The 17380-nt window shown below is 59.5% G+C and carries 14 protein-coding genes; 2 read left to right on the top strand and 12 right to left on the bottom strand.

Annotated elements, in window-relative coordinates; translation table 11 throughout:
• Nucleotides 1-194: 194 nt before the first annotated feature.
• From Thiofri_RS04155 to Thiofri_RS04145, 3 genes are all read right to left on the bottom strand, one after another.
• Nucleotides 195-1463 carry a RidA family protein gene (locus Thiofri_RS04155; protein ID WP_223296806.1) on the bottom strand — a complete coding sequence of 423 codons (1269 nt, stop codon included), beginning with the start codon at nt 1461-1463 and terminating at the stop codon, nt 195-197.
• 147 nt (nt 1464-1610) lie between these two features.
• Nucleotides 1611-2963: a YncE family protein gene (locus Thiofri_RS04150; RefSeq protein ID WP_009150457.1), complete on the bottom strand. Its 1353-nt coding sequence runs from the start codon at nt 2961-2963 to the stop codon at nt 1611-1613.
• Nucleotides 2964-3272: 309 nt separating this feature from the next.
• Nucleotides 3273-5438, bottom strand: coding sequence for a molybdopterin dinucleotide binding domain-containing protein (locus Thiofri_RS04145; RefSeq protein WP_009150456.1), 2166 nt, complete (start codon nt 5436-5438; stop codon nt 3273-3275).
• 475 nt (nt 5439-5913) lie between these two features.
• Here Thiofri_RS04145 and Thiofri_RS04140 point away from each other — a divergent pair, with 475 nt between their 5' ends.
• Complete coding sequence (locus tag Thiofri_RS04140; protein ID WP_009150455.1) at nt 5914-7704, top strand: B12-binding domain-containing radical SAM protein; 1791 nt, start codon at nt 5914-5916, stop codon at nt 7702-7704.
• Nucleotides 7705-7775: 71 nt separating this feature from the next.
• Nucleotides 7776-9587 carry a B12-binding domain-containing radical SAM protein gene (locus tag Thiofri_RS04135; RefSeq protein ID WP_009150454.1) on the top strand — a complete coding sequence of 604 codons (1812 nt, stop codon included), beginning with the start codon at nt 7776-7778 and terminating at the stop codon, nt 9585-9587.
• A gap of 197 nt (nt 9588-9784) precedes the next feature.
• On the opposite strand, the gene pufA (Thiofri_RS04130) is transcribed toward Thiofri_RS04135, so the two are convergent.
• The 9 genes from pufA (Thiofri_RS04130) to bchY all read right to left on the bottom strand — a co-directional run bounded on the left by pufA (Thiofri_RS04130) (nt 9785) and on the right by bchY (nt 17332).
• Nucleotides 9785-10045 carry a light-harvesting antenna LH1, alpha subunit gene (gene pufA, locus Thiofri_RS04130; protein WP_009150453.1) on the bottom strand — a complete coding sequence of 87 codons (261 nt, stop codon included), beginning with the start codon at nt 10043-10045 and terminating at the stop codon, nt 9785-9787.
• Between the two features lie 96 nt (nt 10046-10141).
• A complete protein-coding gene (gene pufB, locus Thiofri_RS04125) occupies nt 10142-10282 on the bottom strand; it encodes a light-harvesting antenna LH1, beta subunit (protein WP_009150452.1) in 141 nt (46 codons plus the stop codon).
• A gap of 89 nt (nt 10283-10371) precedes the next feature.
• On the bottom strand, nt 10372-11700 hold the full coding sequence (pufC, locus tag Thiofri_RS04120; RefSeq protein WP_009150451.1) for a photosynthetic reaction center cytochrome PufC: 1329 nt from the start codon (nt 11698-11700) through the stop codon (nt 10372-10374).
• Nucleotides 11697-12671: a photosynthetic reaction center subunit M gene (gene pufM, locus Thiofri_RS04115; RefSeq protein WP_009150463.1), complete on the bottom strand. Its 975-nt coding sequence runs from the start codon at nt 12669-12671 to the stop codon at nt 11697-11699. Before pufM ends, pufC begins: the two co-directional genes overlap by 4 nt.
• Before the next feature lie 15 nt (nt 12672-12686).
• Nucleotides 12687-13508: a photosynthetic reaction center subunit L gene (gene pufL / locus Thiofri_RS04110; RefSeq protein ID WP_009150462.1), complete on the bottom strand. Its 822-nt coding sequence runs from the start codon at nt 13506-13508 to the stop codon at nt 12687-12689.
• A gap of 132 nt (nt 13509-13640) precedes the next feature.
• Nucleotides 13641-13862, bottom strand: coding sequence for a light-harvesting antenna LH1, alpha subunit (pufA, locus tag Thiofri_RS04105; protein ID WP_009150448.1), 222 nt, complete (start codon nt 13860-13862; stop codon nt 13641-13643).
• An 83-nt stretch (nt 13863-13945) separates the two neighbouring features.
• Nucleotides 13946-14086 carry a light-harvesting antenna LH1, beta subunit gene (gene pufB, locus Thiofri_RS04100; RefSeq protein ID WP_009150447.1) on the bottom strand — a complete coding sequence of 47 codons (141 nt, stop codon included), beginning with the start codon at nt 14084-14086 and terminating at the stop codon, nt 13946-13948.
• A gap of 250 nt (nt 14087-14336) precedes the next feature.
• Complete coding sequence (bchZ, locus tag Thiofri_RS04095) at nt 14337-15818, bottom strand: chlorophyllide a reductase subunit Z (protein WP_009150446.1); 1482 nt, start codon at nt 15816-15818, stop codon at nt 14337-14339.
• Entirely contained in the window at nt 15818-17332 is a 1515-nt protein-coding gene (gene bchY / locus Thiofri_RS04090) for a chlorophyllide a reductase subunit Y (protein ID WP_009150445.1), read from the bottom strand. The genes bchZ and bchY overlap by 1 nt, the downstream gene beginning before the upstream one ends.
• Nucleotides 17333-17380: the final 48 nt, after the last annotated feature.

The following is a 17380-nucleotide window of genomic DNA, read 5'->3' as shown; positions in this document are numbered from 1 at the left end:
TGACTCCAAGACGCACCGCTGGCGCAGGGATGCGCCCGCCGCCCGAAATTGCCCGGCGACTTTTTCTGCTCGCAGGACGCGATCTAGTTACAGACCCCCCAGGAGTGCAAGTCGCCGATTGCCTATCCTTTCGCGTCCGGCGTGGCCAAATTTTTCGGGCTAGTCGGTCCCGAATGGCGCCGGCAAGAGTCCACTCAGCTGGCATTCTTGACCGCTGTAATCTCCATCTCGCAAAGCCACTCGTCCCGACAGACGTCGCAGTCGAGCTGCAACACGCACCGCTCAAGCGGGAAACCGTTCCGACTGAGAATATCGAGACACAGCTCCCTGTCCTCGCCATGTTTGAGCCACAGCATGGCCTGGGCCACATTCTCGAAGTCCATACCCACGCCATTCAGCAGATCGCTCACCGAATCGAGCATATGCTGGCATTGTCGGGCGATGTCGCCGAAATACTTGACCTCGCCGAACTTGTCGGTCGAGGCGGTGCCGCTGATCAGGGCGATCCGACTCTGCGCCATCGACAGCAGGATGCCCCGACTGAACATCTTGCCATACTCGATCGGCTCATTCTGCAAGGAACAGTGCATTTGCTCGACGGCGATGCCCGCGCCATCGACCGCCAGACACTCCAGCGAAAAATAGCCTTCTTGGTTGATTCGGCTCTGGATGCCAGTGCTGGCGGGAATGAAGTCGCCCTTTTTGAACCACTTCGCGAACCACTGGTCGCGCACCTGATTTAGCAGGTCATAGTCGCGCAAGATATCCTTGACGAGGAACCAGGTGCGAGCAATGTTCGTCTCCGTGAAGCCGGTCTGCAAAAGCAGAGCCTCCAGCCCACGATAGGCCTCATTGAATGAGTCGAACGAGATATCCTTCCCGGTCAGAAATGGATAGCTGAACAGCAACCGGATATCATCCGACGCGAGTAGGACACCGGAATCCAGCCGCTCGAATGAATCGATACCAGCCTTCTGCACAGCCACCACAGAGCGCTGCACCGGCAGGCTGCTGTCGTTGAGGATGACCAGCGGATTATCACTGACAGGCTTAACCAAACTCAGCTTCTCGGGCGGAGAAACGATCCTCTCCTGCAACACGAGCAGATCGTTGTCGCATAAATGGTTGACCAGATTGCCGCCGAGGGCATCGGTATCGACGATGTATTCCAATACCAGGTGATTGCCGACAAGACATTCCATACCGCTGAGTACCTCAAGAAGTTGTTGGTCAGTCACCCGCAGCGAACAAACCTGGGTGACAAATCGGCCTCGACGCGCGCTCGATGACATCCCCGGCATCGCCGTCGGCTGCCGCGATGCGGCGATAAAAGCAAGAAGGGCTCGGGGCCCAGGCGAGAAGCGACGGACCTGAAGAGATTTCGGGTTCGGATCGGCGGCGCAAGAAGGCCGCAGATGCCCGACAGTCTCGCCCCGCGAAGCCGAGCACGACAGACCGGCCATCGACGCAGACAACCGCCCTGCACAAACGCGAGAGCAACGTCCACACGCGCAGCAAAACCGGTTTTTCTGTGCCTGTCTGGCATGGCGACGAATTTCCCCGCCAAGTCAATCGTGACAAGAACGATTGACTGACAGGCAGATTTTCGACTAGAAGAAATGATCCACCTTGAGCGTATGAGCCGAAATGTGGAAAACATGGCCATCTCGTTCTTTCCCGAAACTGAAGGTAGCCTGCACCTTACCGGTCTCGAAATCGACGATAAGGAAATCGAAGAAGCAGTTGCAGTAGAACTGCTCACCGTCTTCCGACACCTGTAGGCCATAGAGTGGCTTCAGCCCAGTGTCGATCTTCTTGTGCAGCGTCATCGTCTCCGCATCGATAATGACGATGTAAGGAGACGAGATCGATGCGATGTATTTCCGCCCCCTATTCTTAAATGCGAAATGCCAAGTGGCGCGGAGAAAGTCTTTGCCAGCGGCGTATGTGCCGAGCAGTACCGGTCCTTCGGGTGTCATCCGATACTTGTGAAGCGCGGCTGCGCCGACGAACCCACCAACCTCCTTGGTAACAAACTTGACCCGGGCGATCAAGGTCAAGTCCTCGTTCTTAGTGGCCTCCTCCTCGGTGACATGATCGCGAACAATGATACCGATCTGGTGCTCCGAGATGTAGAAAACGCTGGGGTCGTCAGGATCTGGTTCAACATGGGCAGAGCCCTTGAGACCCGGGATTTCCCATGTCTTCTGCGTCTTCAGATCAACCACGTAGACCGCGTTCAGATCGAACTGGCAATCTTTGTCGAGGGCGAAGCGCAGGTCGCTGAAAATGGCATAGGACTGATCGGCCGTCACCCGAAAACCGTCAACCAGCATGCAATTAATGTCGTCGCTCCAGACCGTCGTGATTTCATCGGTCTTTGGATTCCATTTGCGGATGGAAAAGCGATTCTTGAATTGCGGATCAACCAGAGTCAGTTGCAAGTGGCCGTTGATGCCGTAGGTGAGGAAGAAGACCTCGCCGGTCTTCTCGTCATAGGAAATCTGAGGTCCCAGGAGCACGTCTTCGGTGTCCGGAATAATCGACGTGACCTGCTGTTTTTCCAGATCGCAGATCAAGGCGTTGTGTGTTCCCACGTTGCCGATCCAGAACCGCTTGTCACCAATGTATCTGATGTGGTGCGGAATATTAGCCCCAACGAGCACGCCAAACTGCTTGAGGGTATAGGTCCCGTCCTGAAAGAGCGTCCGCAGCAGGGGAAAGGACTTGTAATCCTTATAATTATTCCTCTCGACTGTCTTCAGGCATCGGTAAAAATTCTGCAATGTATAGAGATTGCTCAGATCGACAATATGACACTTGGAATGCCATAAATCGAAAATGAAATAGGTGTGCGTCCTGAGATGGTTGCGCACTGCCCCGTAGACCACCACGGAATTCAGCTTCTTGTGATTATCAAAATCGACGGTTCGAAAGTTGGCTTTAACAACGCGCTTGTCCATCTCCAAGACTCCGATTTGAACGGATATGAAACTCGACTTGTCGGGAGATGTACCCAAGAGACAACGAACGTCGACGCAGCGCGGAGTGCCCCTCCCGCACCTGCCCTCTCTTGACCTGATCCCTCGGCATATCCTTAAATAGCAGCGATTCCTCGTTTGAAGATCGCAGCTCCAATCCCCGGCGCTCGCCGTTGCAAGACCAGAGGAGACTGGAGCCCACACCGGAAAATCCCGTCCTCAGGCGGCCTGATCGAGTCAGGCGGCACTGTGAAGGTATCCCCAAGTTTAATGACTTGACCCGCTTAGTTGTCAAGCATCATTTACGTAAAGCGCGGTTGACAGATTCGCCGAGACGGCCACAGCCGTGCCAGTGAGCACGGAGGTCGTGCCGAGTGGATCGATCGCCCTCGGGTCAATCAGGCGATTGACATTCACCCCGGGTCGGGCAGCGGCAACCGAAAGCTCGGCGCCCTCGCGATCATGGCCATAGCCGTGCGGCAGACTCACGACCCCGGGCATCATGGTCTCAGTGATATCGAGCGTCACCTCGACAACCCCGTAAGCAGAGCGCACCCGCACCAGAGCACCCTGGCTCAGCCCGCGCGCTGCGGCATCGGCGGGATGCATCAGCAGAGTGCAGCGATCCGCCCCGGCCATCAGACGCGGCAAGTTGTGCATCCAGGAGTTGTTACTACGCAGGCTGCGCCGGCCAATGAGCTGCAAATCCAGCCCAGCGGCGGCAGGCGTCTCGCCGCTGGCATCGAGGCGCGCAAGCTCCTTAATGAAGTCGGCTGGAGCGGCATCAATCCGTTGGTCCTTGGTGCATAACCGATCCGGCAGCCGCGGCACGAGCGGCCCCAGGTCGACGCCGTGCACTGCCGCCTCGAGGCGGCGCAACGTCAGGCGCTTCGAGAACGGCAAAAGCCCCGCCCCACGCGCCTCGACGTGCAGCGCCAGGGCCAGCAGGCGACGCGGCCCGAGGCGCCCGAGAAACGCTGCCATCGCCCGCTGTCGCCAGTTCTCAGCGAGCCGCCGATGCAGCCCACTCAGGATCTCCCAATCGCCCAGCGCGCCAGCCGGCGGCGCGAGCACCGGGGTCGACCACTTGGCCACATTGCGGATCGCGAGGAAGTTGAAGACAAGATCATAGTGCTCGCGCTCCAGTGGCGAGACGGGCGGCAGGATGATGTCGGCATGGCGGCTCGTCTCATTCCGATAGAAGTCGACGCTGACCATAAAATCAAGACCAGCGAGCGCCCGGTCGAGGGCTGCTCCGCCCGGCATCGACAGGGCGGGATTGCCAGCAACCGTCAGCAGCGCACGCACCTGGCCCGCGCCAGGGGTCTGCATCTCCTCGGCCAGCACCGCCACCGGCAGTTCGCCGCAGATTTCAGGCAAGCCCCGCACGCGGCTGTGCCAGCGCCCCACAGTGCCCTGCTTGGACAGCCGCAAAATGCCGATCGGGTCGACCGCAGGCGAGCTGAACAGGTTGCCACCGGGGTGATCGAGGTTCCCCGTCACCAGGTTGAGCAGCTGGATGAGCCACTGACAAAGAACGCCATGCGCCTGCACCGAGGTGCCGATGCGTCCGTAGACCACAGCGGTCTGGGCCGCTGCAAATTCGCGCGCCAGCGCCGTGATCACCTCGGCGGCAATACCGATGCGCTCGGCGACGCGCGCCGGCGTGAAGGGCGCGACGGCGGCGCGCACGGCATCGAGCCCATTGACGAAGGCACCGAGCCGCCCAAGGCGCTCAAGCCGCTCGGCAAAGATCACCTGGAGCAGCGCGGCCAGCAGCAGCGCATCACGGCTGGGGCGGATAAACAGGTGCTGATCGGCCAGCTCAGCCGTGCGCGTGCGGCGCGGATCGACGACGACGACCCGCCCACCACGCTGCTGGATCGCCCGCAGGCGCTGCCCGACCGCCGGCGAGGTCATCGTCGAGCCGTTCGAGGCCAGCGGGTTAGCGCCGAGGATCAGCAGAAAACCTGTGCGATCAAGATCCGGCACCGGCATCAGGAGTTGGTGGCCGTACATCCGCAGAGCCACCAGCATGTGTGGCAGCTGATCCATCGAGGTCGCGGAATAGAGATTGTGCGTGCCGAGCGCACGGATCACCCCGTGGCCGAAGAGGAGCAGGCCGAGGCTGTGGGCGTTCGGGTTGCCCCGGTAGACGGCAACAGCATCGGGACCATGAGCCTGTTTGACGGCACGCAGACCCGCAGCGGCGAAGTCGAGCGCGGCGGGCCAATCGAGCTCCTCCCAGCCCGTCGCTGTGCGCCGCAACGGCCGCCGCAGGCGGTCCGGATCTGCGTGAAGTTCAGGCAGCGCCGCCCCCTTCGTGCACATAAAGCCGCAGCTGAGCGGATCGTCGCGATCACCCCGAACCCGGGTGACCTGATCCCCCTCTAGCGTAAAGAGCAGTCCGCAGCAAGCCTCGCAAAGCGGACAGGTGGCCTCGACAGTTCGGCTCATCGCGCTGACTTCATCGTTCGAATCCAAAACATACCCGACGCTCCGGTAGGAAGGGGCAAAGGCAGCCCCGGTTGGCACTGGCCGCGACGGCCACCCGCCTAAATGTCCACCACCGACTGATGCTGTCGGCAACCAAACTTCACAAGGCTCGCGGCACGAGAGGGCACTAGTTACGCGCGGACGGATCGACCTGTCAACTCGCCCCTTTTGGGCGGCATCCGCACACCACGCACGCCATCCCGATCGTGACGCTGCTAGGGGGTCGCCCGAGCCCCGAAGATCGGTGTTAGACTATCGGGTCTTTGATGGCTAGACTATCTTGTCTGTGATGGCAGGATTCCACGAAGGATCCAGCCGAGACATCGCGAAACCTGTGTCGGCTGACTCGCCTTGCGGTACGCCGAATCACGGGTTTAACCCTCGCAAACGCGGCCATCTGCCGCTCGACTTCCGTGCTCAGTGATTGCGACGAAACATGCACGCCCCCCCGCAAGCAGCCCACTCAGATGGCAATATATTCCACCTGATCCTGATCACACCTACCAAGTACGACGAGGACGGCTACCCGCTGGTGTGGTGGCGTTCGGTACTGCCATCTAACTCGCTGGCCACACTGAACGGCCTCGGCCGCGACTGCCGCGACCGCCATGTCCTCGGAGCCGATGTTAAAATTCAGCTGACCGCGATCGACGAAGCGAACCGCATCGTCCAGCCCCGGAAGATCATCAAGATGGTCCAGCGCGACGGCGGCAAGTGCCTGATCGCGCTGGTTGGCGTGCAGTCCAATCAGTTCCCGCGCGCCATTGACCTCGCTCAGCCCTTCCTCTCGGCGGGCCTGCCGGTCTGCCTCGGCGGCTTCCACGTCTCCGGCTGTTTCGCGATGCTTCCAGAGACCACCCCGGAAATTCAGGCAGCGATGGATCAGGGCATCGCTCTATTCCTCGGCGAGGCCGAGGAGGGCCGGCTTGACGAGATCCTGCGCGATGCCTACGCGAACCAGCTGAAGCCAGTTTACGATTACCTTGGCAAACTGCCGTCAATCGCCGGGGCGCCGATCCCTATCCTCGACGAGGAAGATATCAAGCGCACCATGGGCTGGATCTCCAGCTTCGACGTCGGCCGCGGCTGCCCCTACACCTGTTCGTTTTGCACCATCATCAATGTGCATGGGCGCAAGAGTCGCTTCCGCACCGCCGAGGACCTGGAGAAGATCGTCATCGAAAACGACGTTCAGGGGATTCGCCAGTTCTTTGTCACCGACGACAACCTGGCTCGCAACAAGAATTGGGCGGCCCTGTTCGATACCCTGATCCGGCTGCGAGAGGAGCGCGGCATCGTTCTGGAACTCTCGGTTCAGGTCGACACCCGCTGTCATCAGATCCCTGGCTTTATCGATAAGGCGGCGGCTGCCGGCGTCAACACCGTCTTCATTGGCCTGGAGAACATCAATTCGGACAACCTGGCGACGACCGGTAAGGCGCAGAACCGCATCACCGATTACCGCGAGATGCTGCTCGCCTGGAAAAAATATCCGGTCACTATCTGCGCCGGCTACATCGTTGGCTTGCCCTTCGACACCGTGGAATCGCTGATGCGCGATGTCGAAATCATCAAGCGCGAACTGGCGATCGATCACATCTTCTTCACCATGCTCACGCCGCTGCCAGGCTCCGCCGATCACGCGCGCATTTATCAGTCCGGCGAATGGATGGACCCCGACCTCACACGTTACAACACCAACTTCAGGGTCATCCACCATCCGCAGATGACCGACCAGGAGTGGGACGACGCCTATCGCGAGATGTGGCGCCGTTACTATTCTTGGGATCACATGGAGCGGATGCTCAGGCGCACCCATGCCCTGCGCGGGGACATCCGCAAGACCCTCGAATACCTCGGCTGGTACCACCACTTCCCGATCAATCTGGGGCTCCACCCGCTTGAGGGCGGGCTAGTCCAGTTGCGCTCGCGCCTCGACCGCCGCCCAAGCCTGCCACGCGAGCACCCGCTCATCTTCTATCCGAAGTACGTTTTCCGCGAGCTTCGCGACATGCTGACTTTCTGGCGGATCGTGCAGCGCATGCGCAAGATCAACGCACGCATCGCCGCCGACACCGGGCGCCTCGCTTACCGCGACGAGGCAATTACACCGCCGAGCGCGCAGGACTTCGACGATCTGGCGCTCTATAAGGACACCCGTGGCGGCCGCGAAGCCGTCGCCAAAGCCGCCGAACGCAAGGCCGCGCAGCGTCGACGCGTCGCCTGAAACGAGGCGGCCCCGCAGGCCCATTATTCAATCCCTAACTCTTCAGCAACCAGATGACTCCCCCAGCAACCATGATGCGCAAACCGACGACCAGCGATTCAGACCGCGAGATCTTCCATCTCATCATGATCGTGCCGGCGCGTTACGACGAGGAAGGCTATCCCCTCCAGTGGTGGCGCTCGTGCATGCCGGCCAACTCGCTGGCTACCTTGAACGGGCTAGGCCGCGACTGCCGGGAGCGCCAGGTGCTGGGGCCAAACGTCGACATCCGCCTCACCGCGATCGACGAGACCAACTACATCATCCAGGCGCCCAAACTGATCCGCATGATCCGGCGCGACGGCGGCAAGGCGCTGATCGCGATGGTCGGCGTGCAGTCCAACCAGTTCCCCCGCTCGCTCGACCTGGCTCAGCCGTTCGTCGCCGCTGGTGTGCCGGTCTGCATCGGCGGTTTCCATGTTTCAGGGATCATGGCCACGCTCAAGGAGCCGACGCCTGACATGCAGGCAGCCATGGACCAGGGTATCGGCTTTTTTCTCGGCGAGGCCGAGGAGGGGCGCCTTGACCAGGTTCTCCTGGATGCCTACGCCGGGCGCCTGCAGCCGACCTACAACTATCTGGAGAAGCTGCCGGAAATCGCCGGGGCTCCAATCCCGATCCTGTCCGAGGGAGACATCAGCCGCACCATCGGCTGGATCTCGAGCTTTGATGTCGGCCGCGGCTGCCCGTATCAGTGCACCTTCTGCACCATCATCAACGTCCACGGCCGCAAGAGTCGTTTTCGCACCAAGGAAGACCTGGAAAAGATCATTGTCGAGAACAATGACCAGGGCATTCGTCAGTTCTTCGTCACCGACGACAACCTGGCGCGCAACAAGAATTGGCCTGAACTCCTTGATCACCTGATCCGGGTGCAGCGTGAAATGGGCATCCAGCTCGAACTCTCGATCCAGGTCGATACCCGCTGCCACCAGGTGCCGAACTTCATCCCCAAGGCGGTCGAGGCCGGCACCAAGATCGTCTTCGTCGGCCTGGAGAACGTCAACCCGGACAACCTCGCTGCCGCCGGCAAGCCACAAAACCGCATCACCGACTACCGCGAGATGCTGCTGGAGTGGAAGAAGTATCCGGTAGCCATCTCGGCTGGCTACATCGTCGGCTTCCCGTTCGACACCAAGGAGTCACTAAAGCACGATGTGGAGATCATCAAGCGCGAGCTGCCGGTCGATCACATCTATTTCACCCAGCTGACCCCGCTACCTGGCTCGGCCGATCACGCCCGTCTCTACACCTCAGGTGCCTGGCTGGACCCGGACTTCAACCGCTACAACACCAACTACCGCGTCACCCATCACCCGGTGATGTCGGACGAAGACTGGGACGAGGGATATCTGCACATGTGGCACAGCTATTACTCCTGGGATCACATGACCACTATCCTCAAGCGCGTTCACGCACTCGGCGGCGATATCGAAATGACACGCACCTACGTTGGCTGGTACCACCACTTTCCGGTCAACCTCGGCATCCACCCCGTCGAGGGAGGCTTGCTGCGGCTACCAGCGCGCACCCAACGCCGACCAGGGCTCCCGCGCGAAAATCCGCTAATCTTCTACCCGCGCTACCTTTACCGCGAGATTCGTGACATCTTCACTTTCTGGCGCGTCGTGCGCCGCTTACGCGCCATTGATGCGGCCATCGCTGCCGATCCCGATCGGCTCGAGTACCGCGACCCAGCCATCACACCGGCGACCGAGAACGACTACGAGGATCTCGGTCTCTACCAGACAACACGCGGCGGCAAGGCGGCCGTGGCCAGTGCAGCCGCGCGGGCCACGGCACAGGCCAAGATCCGACGCACCCATCGCCGACCTGCCGCTTGAGCCCCCCCCGCAAAATCTCTGCAGCACTTTCCTAGAGGATTTCGGAAAAGCTCTCTCTCCGGCTAAAGCTTGTAAACCGCTTTAGCCGCACTCTAGCTGCAGTGGCAGCAAGTGTTGACCGCCTACAACGAAAAAAGCCGCGACAGCGAGTCCAATTGACTCACTGTCGCGGCCCGACCGTGCCCACCAAAGGGCAATCAGTTGTAGTTGCGAGCCTGAGGCATCGGCGACCCAGGAATTTCCAAGGGGATTCCTGCGGGACCTACGGCAACATCAACAGGGCGCGGGCTGTAAAACCTGGGAATCCCGTCATTGTGCCAGTTCAAATCAGACCCGAGCACAATCATGTGGATCAGAATACCCAGCATAATCTGGAATGCCACGATGAAAATCAACGTCCTACGCGGATCGATGAAAGTCCACAGTTTGTACATTCCGGCGAATTTGTCACTATTCATTATATTGCCCCCATATTAGCGGTGATAGACGCGGTTTAAAGCGTCTATCGAACCGCTAGATTACACGTTTGCGTTTGCTTCAGATCATCCGGGACATTACAGCCAGGGGCGGTACATCCAGGACAAAATGTGAGCAAGAACAACCAAACCAAACCAAAGGGTCATGCTAGCCATGAAAAGTCCGTGGAATTCTTTGGCTTCGCTTTCTGTAAGGCCAGTACTTGGTTTTTCAGCCATGATAATTTCCTCTTTGTTTCACGATAGGCCCGAGGGCCTTGTCATATGTCGATAAGTTTCGGCGGTTTTCGCCTGGATAAACCCGTCCCCTAGCGTTGCGCAGGTGCCGGTTGGTAGCCTATCGGCGCAGGGACGTACTGCATCGGAGGTGCTGTAGGTTCTGTCGGAGTCGCCTCTGGAGCGACAACGTCACCCGCATCGGCCATCGGAGCCGGAGCCTCAGCTGCTTCGGAAGCAGGAGCTGCTTCAGCCGGAGCTTCCGCAACCGGTGCAACTTCAGCAGGAGCCGCTTCAGCTTCCGCCGCCGGAGCTGCTTCAGCTTCAGCCGGTGCCGCTTCAGCCGGAGCTTCCGCGACCGGTGCTGCTTCAGCAGGAGCTGCCTCAGCTTCCGCAGCAGGAGCCTCTTCCTCTACAGCCGCCGTTTCATAAAGCGCCGGATAGTCCTTCGCCATGGGTACGCCGAACAATGGCTTGTAGGCGCCTTGGTGACAGGTTAAGCAGTTCACCTTGAACGGATCGCCAAGCGGTCCTTTGCGCGACGCAGGCAACACCTCGCCCAATGGCTCGACATACTGGATGTTGATGTCTCGCACATTGCGAATCGCATGCCACGCCGGCACACGCTTGGGTGTGCTCTGATTCCAGTCCATGAAGGCCCGGCTGTTATGGCAATAGGTGCAGTTCACGCCAAGCGCCTCGGAGAAGTGGGTCATCAGTGCAAAGGTCCACTCCGCCTGCTTGATCGACTTGCGGTTGGTATTGCGCAGGTCGGTGTTGCCCGAGACTCGGATTTCATTTTCTCCCAACAGGAAGGGCGTGAATGGATCAAACGGCAGCGCGGTATAAGCCACGTTGTAGCCGATCGTATTTTGCCCATTTGACGGGAAAACAGACGGAATATCCGGACCAGGATCGGTCGTCCAGACATGCTCCGGTACGGGTTTGCCACGATGGCAGGTGTAGCAGGTCACACCGGTATCTGCCACGTGCCCTTTCCAGTTGCTGTTGGTGTCACGGGTCATTTCCAACATGCGCCGCGAGGCGATCTTGGTGTAGACGCCATCAGACTCCCAGTTCGTGCCCTCGTGGCAGTAGGTGCAGCCTTCGTTCGGAGCAACCCAGGTGGTCAGTGCCACCATGGTGCGGTTGAACTCGTTGACCGACAGGTCGCCGAGAACCTGGACGTTTTTGTAGACGTCCTTGGCCAATGCTCCACCCGGGGTCGCCGCAGGAATCGCATCCGGCACCTGAGTGGCGTCGATGACTTTCTGCAACAGTTTCGGGTTGTAGTTTTGCTGCATGCCCAAACCACGGTAGCCGGTCTGTACCACGTCTTGCGGCGGAAAATCGCAACCTGTGATGAACGCGGCTACTCCGAGACTCAGAAGTGCCAGCGCGTGATGATTTCGCTGTTTCATTGCGCCACCCCCTGCGTCAGGTAGGGATTATCGATGGTCAGCTCAGATGGGTAGCTGGGTGCTACGCCGTGCTTCACTGCCCAAAGGTACCAGTTGTCTACGACGGTGCCGGTCAAGATAATACCCAGTATGGAGTTAATGATGCAGAAGACTGCGAACCACCAGGCCCAGCGATGGATGGATTCCATGCTGGCATTGAAGCCCATGCACCAGCGCCAGAACAACATGGCGCGCTCAGCTGCAGTACCGCGATCCGTGATCTGATCGATCTCGCGATCACCACCGTAACGAGAGACGGCCAAAATGGTGCCACCGTGCATCGCGAACAGAACGGCTGAACCGTACATAAAGGCGATCGACAACCCGTGGAAGGGATTGTAGTAGAAGTTCCCGTAGCGAATCGAAATCGCCGCTGTCCAGTCAAGATGCGGGAAGATGCCAAACGGTGGTGCCTCTCCCCAGCTTCCCATGAGCACCGGGCGGATAAAGCCGAGTGTCAGGAAAAACAGGATCGCGACAGCAAAGGCCCAGGACAGGTGGGTACCCATGCCAAGATCTTTCGCCCGCTTGTAGACTCGCACCCACCACAGCAGGAGGGACATGGTCAGAAATAAACCAGCGATTAACCACCAGCCACCTTCTGCCAGGGGCGGGATGCTCAGGCCGTATGCAGGCGGCGGCGGCTCCAGACCCAACCAGAAGAATTCCTTGAGGAAAAGCCGCGGGTCCCAGCCGACCGATGCCAGCATGTTCAGACCGATAACCTCAAGAGCGATAAAGCCGGAGATCAGTGAGGCGATGCCCCAACCCCCAAGGTACAACGGTCCAATCTGCGCATCGCCAATCTTTCCAAGCCAGTAACTGAAAATCGGCTTGCCGACGCGTGGCAGACTGCCTTTCGGGAGTTCGACACCAGGGTAAGCAGGTTCGCGAACCTGTACCTTGTTAAAGATATTTTGATATTCAGGCATTTTGGTGTCCTCAGGTTACCAGATTGGAAGGTTGGGCCACCACATCCACCATTCTGGCCAACCGCGCGTCCAGAAGGGACCGGTCAGAATCATGCAGACCGCACTCCAGAAAGCCGCGTTGATCGCCAGAAACAGACCCAGGCGATGGATAGCCAAGGCTCCAATGGAGTAACCCACGATGTCACGGAAAACCGTGTTCTCGTGCTCAGCGGTCTTCACTTCCTCACCTTTCTGCGGATTCACCACCGACAGGATCAGAGAACCGTGCATTGCCAGCGCCAGCGTGTTAATGAAGAAGAAACTGATCGCCAGCATGTGCGCTGGGTTGTAGTGGAAGTGTAGGGTCTGGTAGCCGACATTGGAAACCCAGTCAAGGTGACTGAACAATCCGTATGGGAAAGCATGTCCCCACGCACCCAGTAACACCGGGCGGAAGAACACCAGGGTGAGGTACGCCAAAATCGCGAACGAGAAGGCAAAGGGTACATGCAGCCCCATGCCCAACTTGCGGGCAATCTCAACTTGCCGCAGCGCCCAGGACACAAAGGCCCCAACTGCACAAATGGTGATTACCTGCCACAAACCGCCTTCCCTGATCGGCGCAAATCCAAGACCAACGCTTAGATCAGGCGGGGCAATACTGATTTGCCAGATGTTTAATGTCGGCCCAATTGCCGCTCCAAATAAGATCAGCATGGTACCGAGGGTCGCGAAGAAGACCGCCGAGACTCCGAAGAAGCCGACATAAAACGGCCCCACCCAAAAGTCAAACAGGTCTCCCCCGACCAACGTCCCACCGCGTACGCGGTATTTTTTCTCAAAATTTAGCAAGGCCATCGTAATTTCCTCTGCTGGGGAGACACCATGACCTGCTGCCTCCACATAGCAATTCGGATGCTGACCGACGCGCAAACCCGGGGGGCGAGTACGCCCCGGTCAGCACCATCCGAAAAGGACCGTTGGGCCGATTTATTGGGCGGCTTTCATTTCGAGGTTGACAGGCAACGTCTCGCCCTGCAGCTGATAACCGACAGGAATCTGATCATCATGCCAGTTCAGGTCAGAGCTCAGCACAACCATGTGGATCAGCAGACCCAGGAAGATCTGGAAAATAAAGATGGCCCAAAGTGTGGAAACCGGGTTCATGATCATCCACAGTTTGTGCATACCGTCGAAGCTTTTTGCGTTCATTGTGTCATCTCCAAGTGCGTGTCACAGTGCCGAACATCGGCATCTGCTAATAAAGAAAGGTCGGTCGGACTAGCTCGAAGGGCTTACAGCCAGGGGCGGTACAACCAAGACAGAATGTGAGCAAGAACAACCAAACCAAACCAAAGGGTCATGCTGGCCATGAAAATTCCGTGGAATTCTTTTGATTCAGCCTCAGTCAGACCAGTCGTTGATTTTTCAGCCATGATGAAATCCTCTCTAGAGAGTGAGTTGAGCCTTACGGCTTCGTTTTCGGCGCGCCTGCGACGCACCTTCTTGTTTGTTGAGACAAAACTGCCCCAACGGACCAAGCGCCCATACGACCTGGGCGGCCATGCGCTTCTTGGGTGCATGACAAATCGACAGGCACCACCGAAGCTCTAAACGTGTCGGTTCCCGCAGCAACACTTGCTCCGGCAACCAACCACGAAACTGTTTCCCCGCTGTGGTACCTGCTCATACCACAGCCTCCTGATTCAACGCCGAAGCCGCTTCCGCGACATGTTCGACTGTCACTCGCTCTTCGCCGGCCTTCAACGCGGCGCGCTCCGCAGCATCGCGCAACCGTTTGGCAGCCGAAATGCGCACCAAGATGGGCGCAGATTCCAGCATCCGATCTAACTCGGCCTTGGCAGCCATGTCCCAGGGCAACTCGCGATGCTCGGTTCCGCTCGCGCGGGCCAGCGTGGCCTCGACTCGGTCGAGATCGGTGCCTAAGGGCAGGATGTTGAACAGCGCATCGAAAAGCGCGTTGCAGACTTCTTGCACCAGATAGGTGGCGCCCGAGAATCCCATGAAGGGCGTTCCCGTGTGGCGACGCACCAGAGTGCCGGGTAGCGAGGCGGGAATGAAAGCCGCGCGTCCACCGGCCTCGGCCAGATACATCCGCTCGTTGTAACCGCCGAAGACCACTAGAGGCGTTTTGCCGCGCACCGCTTCGCGCGTGGCGGCGTTATCTGTCTTGACTCCGGGGCGGCGCGCGATGGCGAAATGACACGGCATGCCGAGTTCGTCTTCGAGGTAATGACGCACGCCCCGGCTGTAGGTTTCCGTCGCGGCGATGCCGAAGCTTGCGGTGCCGAAGAAGTCTTGCGTCACCGAGCGCCACAGATCCCAAATAGGCTTGATGGTGGTGTGCTTCTCGCGCTCAATGAAAGGTTCGGGGTCGAGACCCAGAAGTTCACCGAGTTTGCGCAAAAAGGCCACTGTGCTGTGCAGACCGATGGGCGCTTGCAGGAAGGGCTTCTCAAGCGCCTCGCACAGCTTGCGGCCATACTCGCGGTACATACAGATGTTCACATCGGCATCGGCGAGGCGCGGCAGTTCATCGAGTTGCGCCCCCAGCGGGAAAATCATGTTGATCTCGGCGCCCATGCCCTCGACCAAACGACGCACCTCGGCGAGATCGGAAGCGGTGTTAAAGCACCCATAGGCCGGGCCGATGATGTTGACGCTTGGCTTGCACGTCTTTGCCGAGTCCGCTTTGGTCTTGGCCTTGCCAGCAGCGTGCTTGCCTTTGGCGCCAAACTGCGTCCACAGCCAGACCATGGCACGATCCGCGCTCTGCCACTGGTCTTCGTCGATGGTGCGCGGCAGGAAGCGCTGAATGTTGGTGCCAGCTGGGGTCACGCCGCCACCTATCATTTCGGCGATGGACCCTGTTACCACGACGGCGGGCTGCTTGGGGTCGAGTGTGGCGAAGGCGCGCTTCATGGCGTTCTCGGTGCCTTCCTGGCCGAGTTCTTCTTCACCTAACCCAGTCACCACCACCGGCAGCTCGTGCGGCGGCAGAGCGTCTGTGTAGTGCAGCACCGCAGTGACAGGCAGATTCTCGCAGCCGACGGGGCCGTCAATGATGACTTGTAGGCCCTTAACGGCGGTGAAAACATAGACGGCGCCCCAGTAGCCGCCGGCCCGGTCGAGGTCGAGCACGAACATCAGTACGCCCCCCCCATCGCGGCCGATTGCATCAATGGTGGCACGGTGGGCGCCATCAGGGGCCAGACACCGGCTGTTGCACCAGTGCCAACACCTTTGAAAAAGTCAGTCATGCGATCAAAACGCGACTGGCTTGCGAGTGCTGCATTGACAACCTGCGCCAATGAACCGGCCCCAGCTACACCGATCAGCGGACGCGCCGAGATCAGGTTGGTGAAGTAGAGCGCCGGAATAGATTGTTCTTTGGCATGCTGCACCACAGGCGTGGTCCCAATGGCCAGATCGGGTTTGATGGCATCGACCGCCGCCTTGTCCTGCTCCAGCGAGGCGCGGAAGCGGACTTTGACACCCTTGTCCTCTAGCCATGCAAGATCGGCATCCGCCCAGCGGGTACGACTAGTCGCGGTGCCGACGTAAGGCACATTGGCGCCGCTTTCGACCAGCAGACGGGCAACCAGCAGTTCCGAGCCTTCGTAACCAGAGACGGTGATGGTGCCTTTGATCGACGCTTGGCTCAGCGCGCCCTTGATGGCGGGCAGAACTGCGTTCTTAGCGGCGGCGACCAGATCGGCCTTGATGTTGCAAGCGTCACCAATTGCGCTCAGCCAAGCCTCGGTGCCGTCATGGCCGACCGGTGCCGAGCCAACAATTGGGCGACCGGCCTGCTCGAACTCGCGGATCGAAGCGACATAGTAAGGATGGATGGCAGCGACGGCGGCGCAGTCGAGTGCGCCATAGAGTTCGCGCCATTCGCGCGTCGGCACCACCGGACCAGCAGCCAAGCCCAAAGGCTCAAGCAGCATGCCGATGCCGACTGGATCAGCCGGGAACATGTCGCCCAGCAGTGTCACTGTTGGCTTCTGGCTGCGGCCTCCGCGCGGGGCCTGCACCGGGCCGGTTTCGGCCTCGCCACGAGCGCGCTTGAGCATGGCGCCGCACAGTACATCTTTGGCTTCGGCGTGGGTAGGGACACCAAAGCCGGGCACGTCAATACCGATCACCCGCACGCCATTAATGGACTGAGGCAGCAGCCGCAGCGGCACGCCGGAGGCGGTCGGTACGCAGAGATTCATCACAACGATGGCATCGTACAGCTCGTGATCGGCGAGTTGCTCGACCGCCTCGCGCAGATCCTCGAACAGCTTGCCGGTGACCAGGGTTTCCGAGTCAAAAGGTACATAGCCGACGCTGCGCTTCGCCCCGTAGAAATGGGAGGTGAAGCTCAGGCCATAAACACAGCATGCCGAGCCGCAGAGAACGGAGGCGGTGCGACGCATGCGCAAACCGATCCGCAGCGAACCAAAGGCCGGACACATGGTCTGCGGCCGATCATGAGGTCCAGCGGGATAGTCGGCGGCAAAGCGGTCGAGCAGCTCGCTCTGACCCGCGACCTCTGCGGTCCGGCGTATATGGTCCTCGCCCGCATGACAGGCACCAGCGGACGCCGCTGCGATCTGGTCTGGGACCAGCTCGGGGGCGCGCGGTGCGTGATTGTCAGAGGCGAGGCGAATCATAGCGGTTAGCAAATAGGGTGGTTAGCAAATAGCAGTTATCTAATTGTG

This window comes from Thiorhodovibrio frisius, assembly GCF_033954835.1.
Taxonomy (GTDB): Bacteria; Pseudomonadota; Gammaproteobacteria; order Chromatiales; family Chromatiaceae; genus Thiorhodovibrio; species Thiorhodovibrio frisius.
The sequence above is the reverse complement of the archived record's forward strand: the minus strand, read 5'-3'. Positions and strand labels throughout refer to the sequence as shown.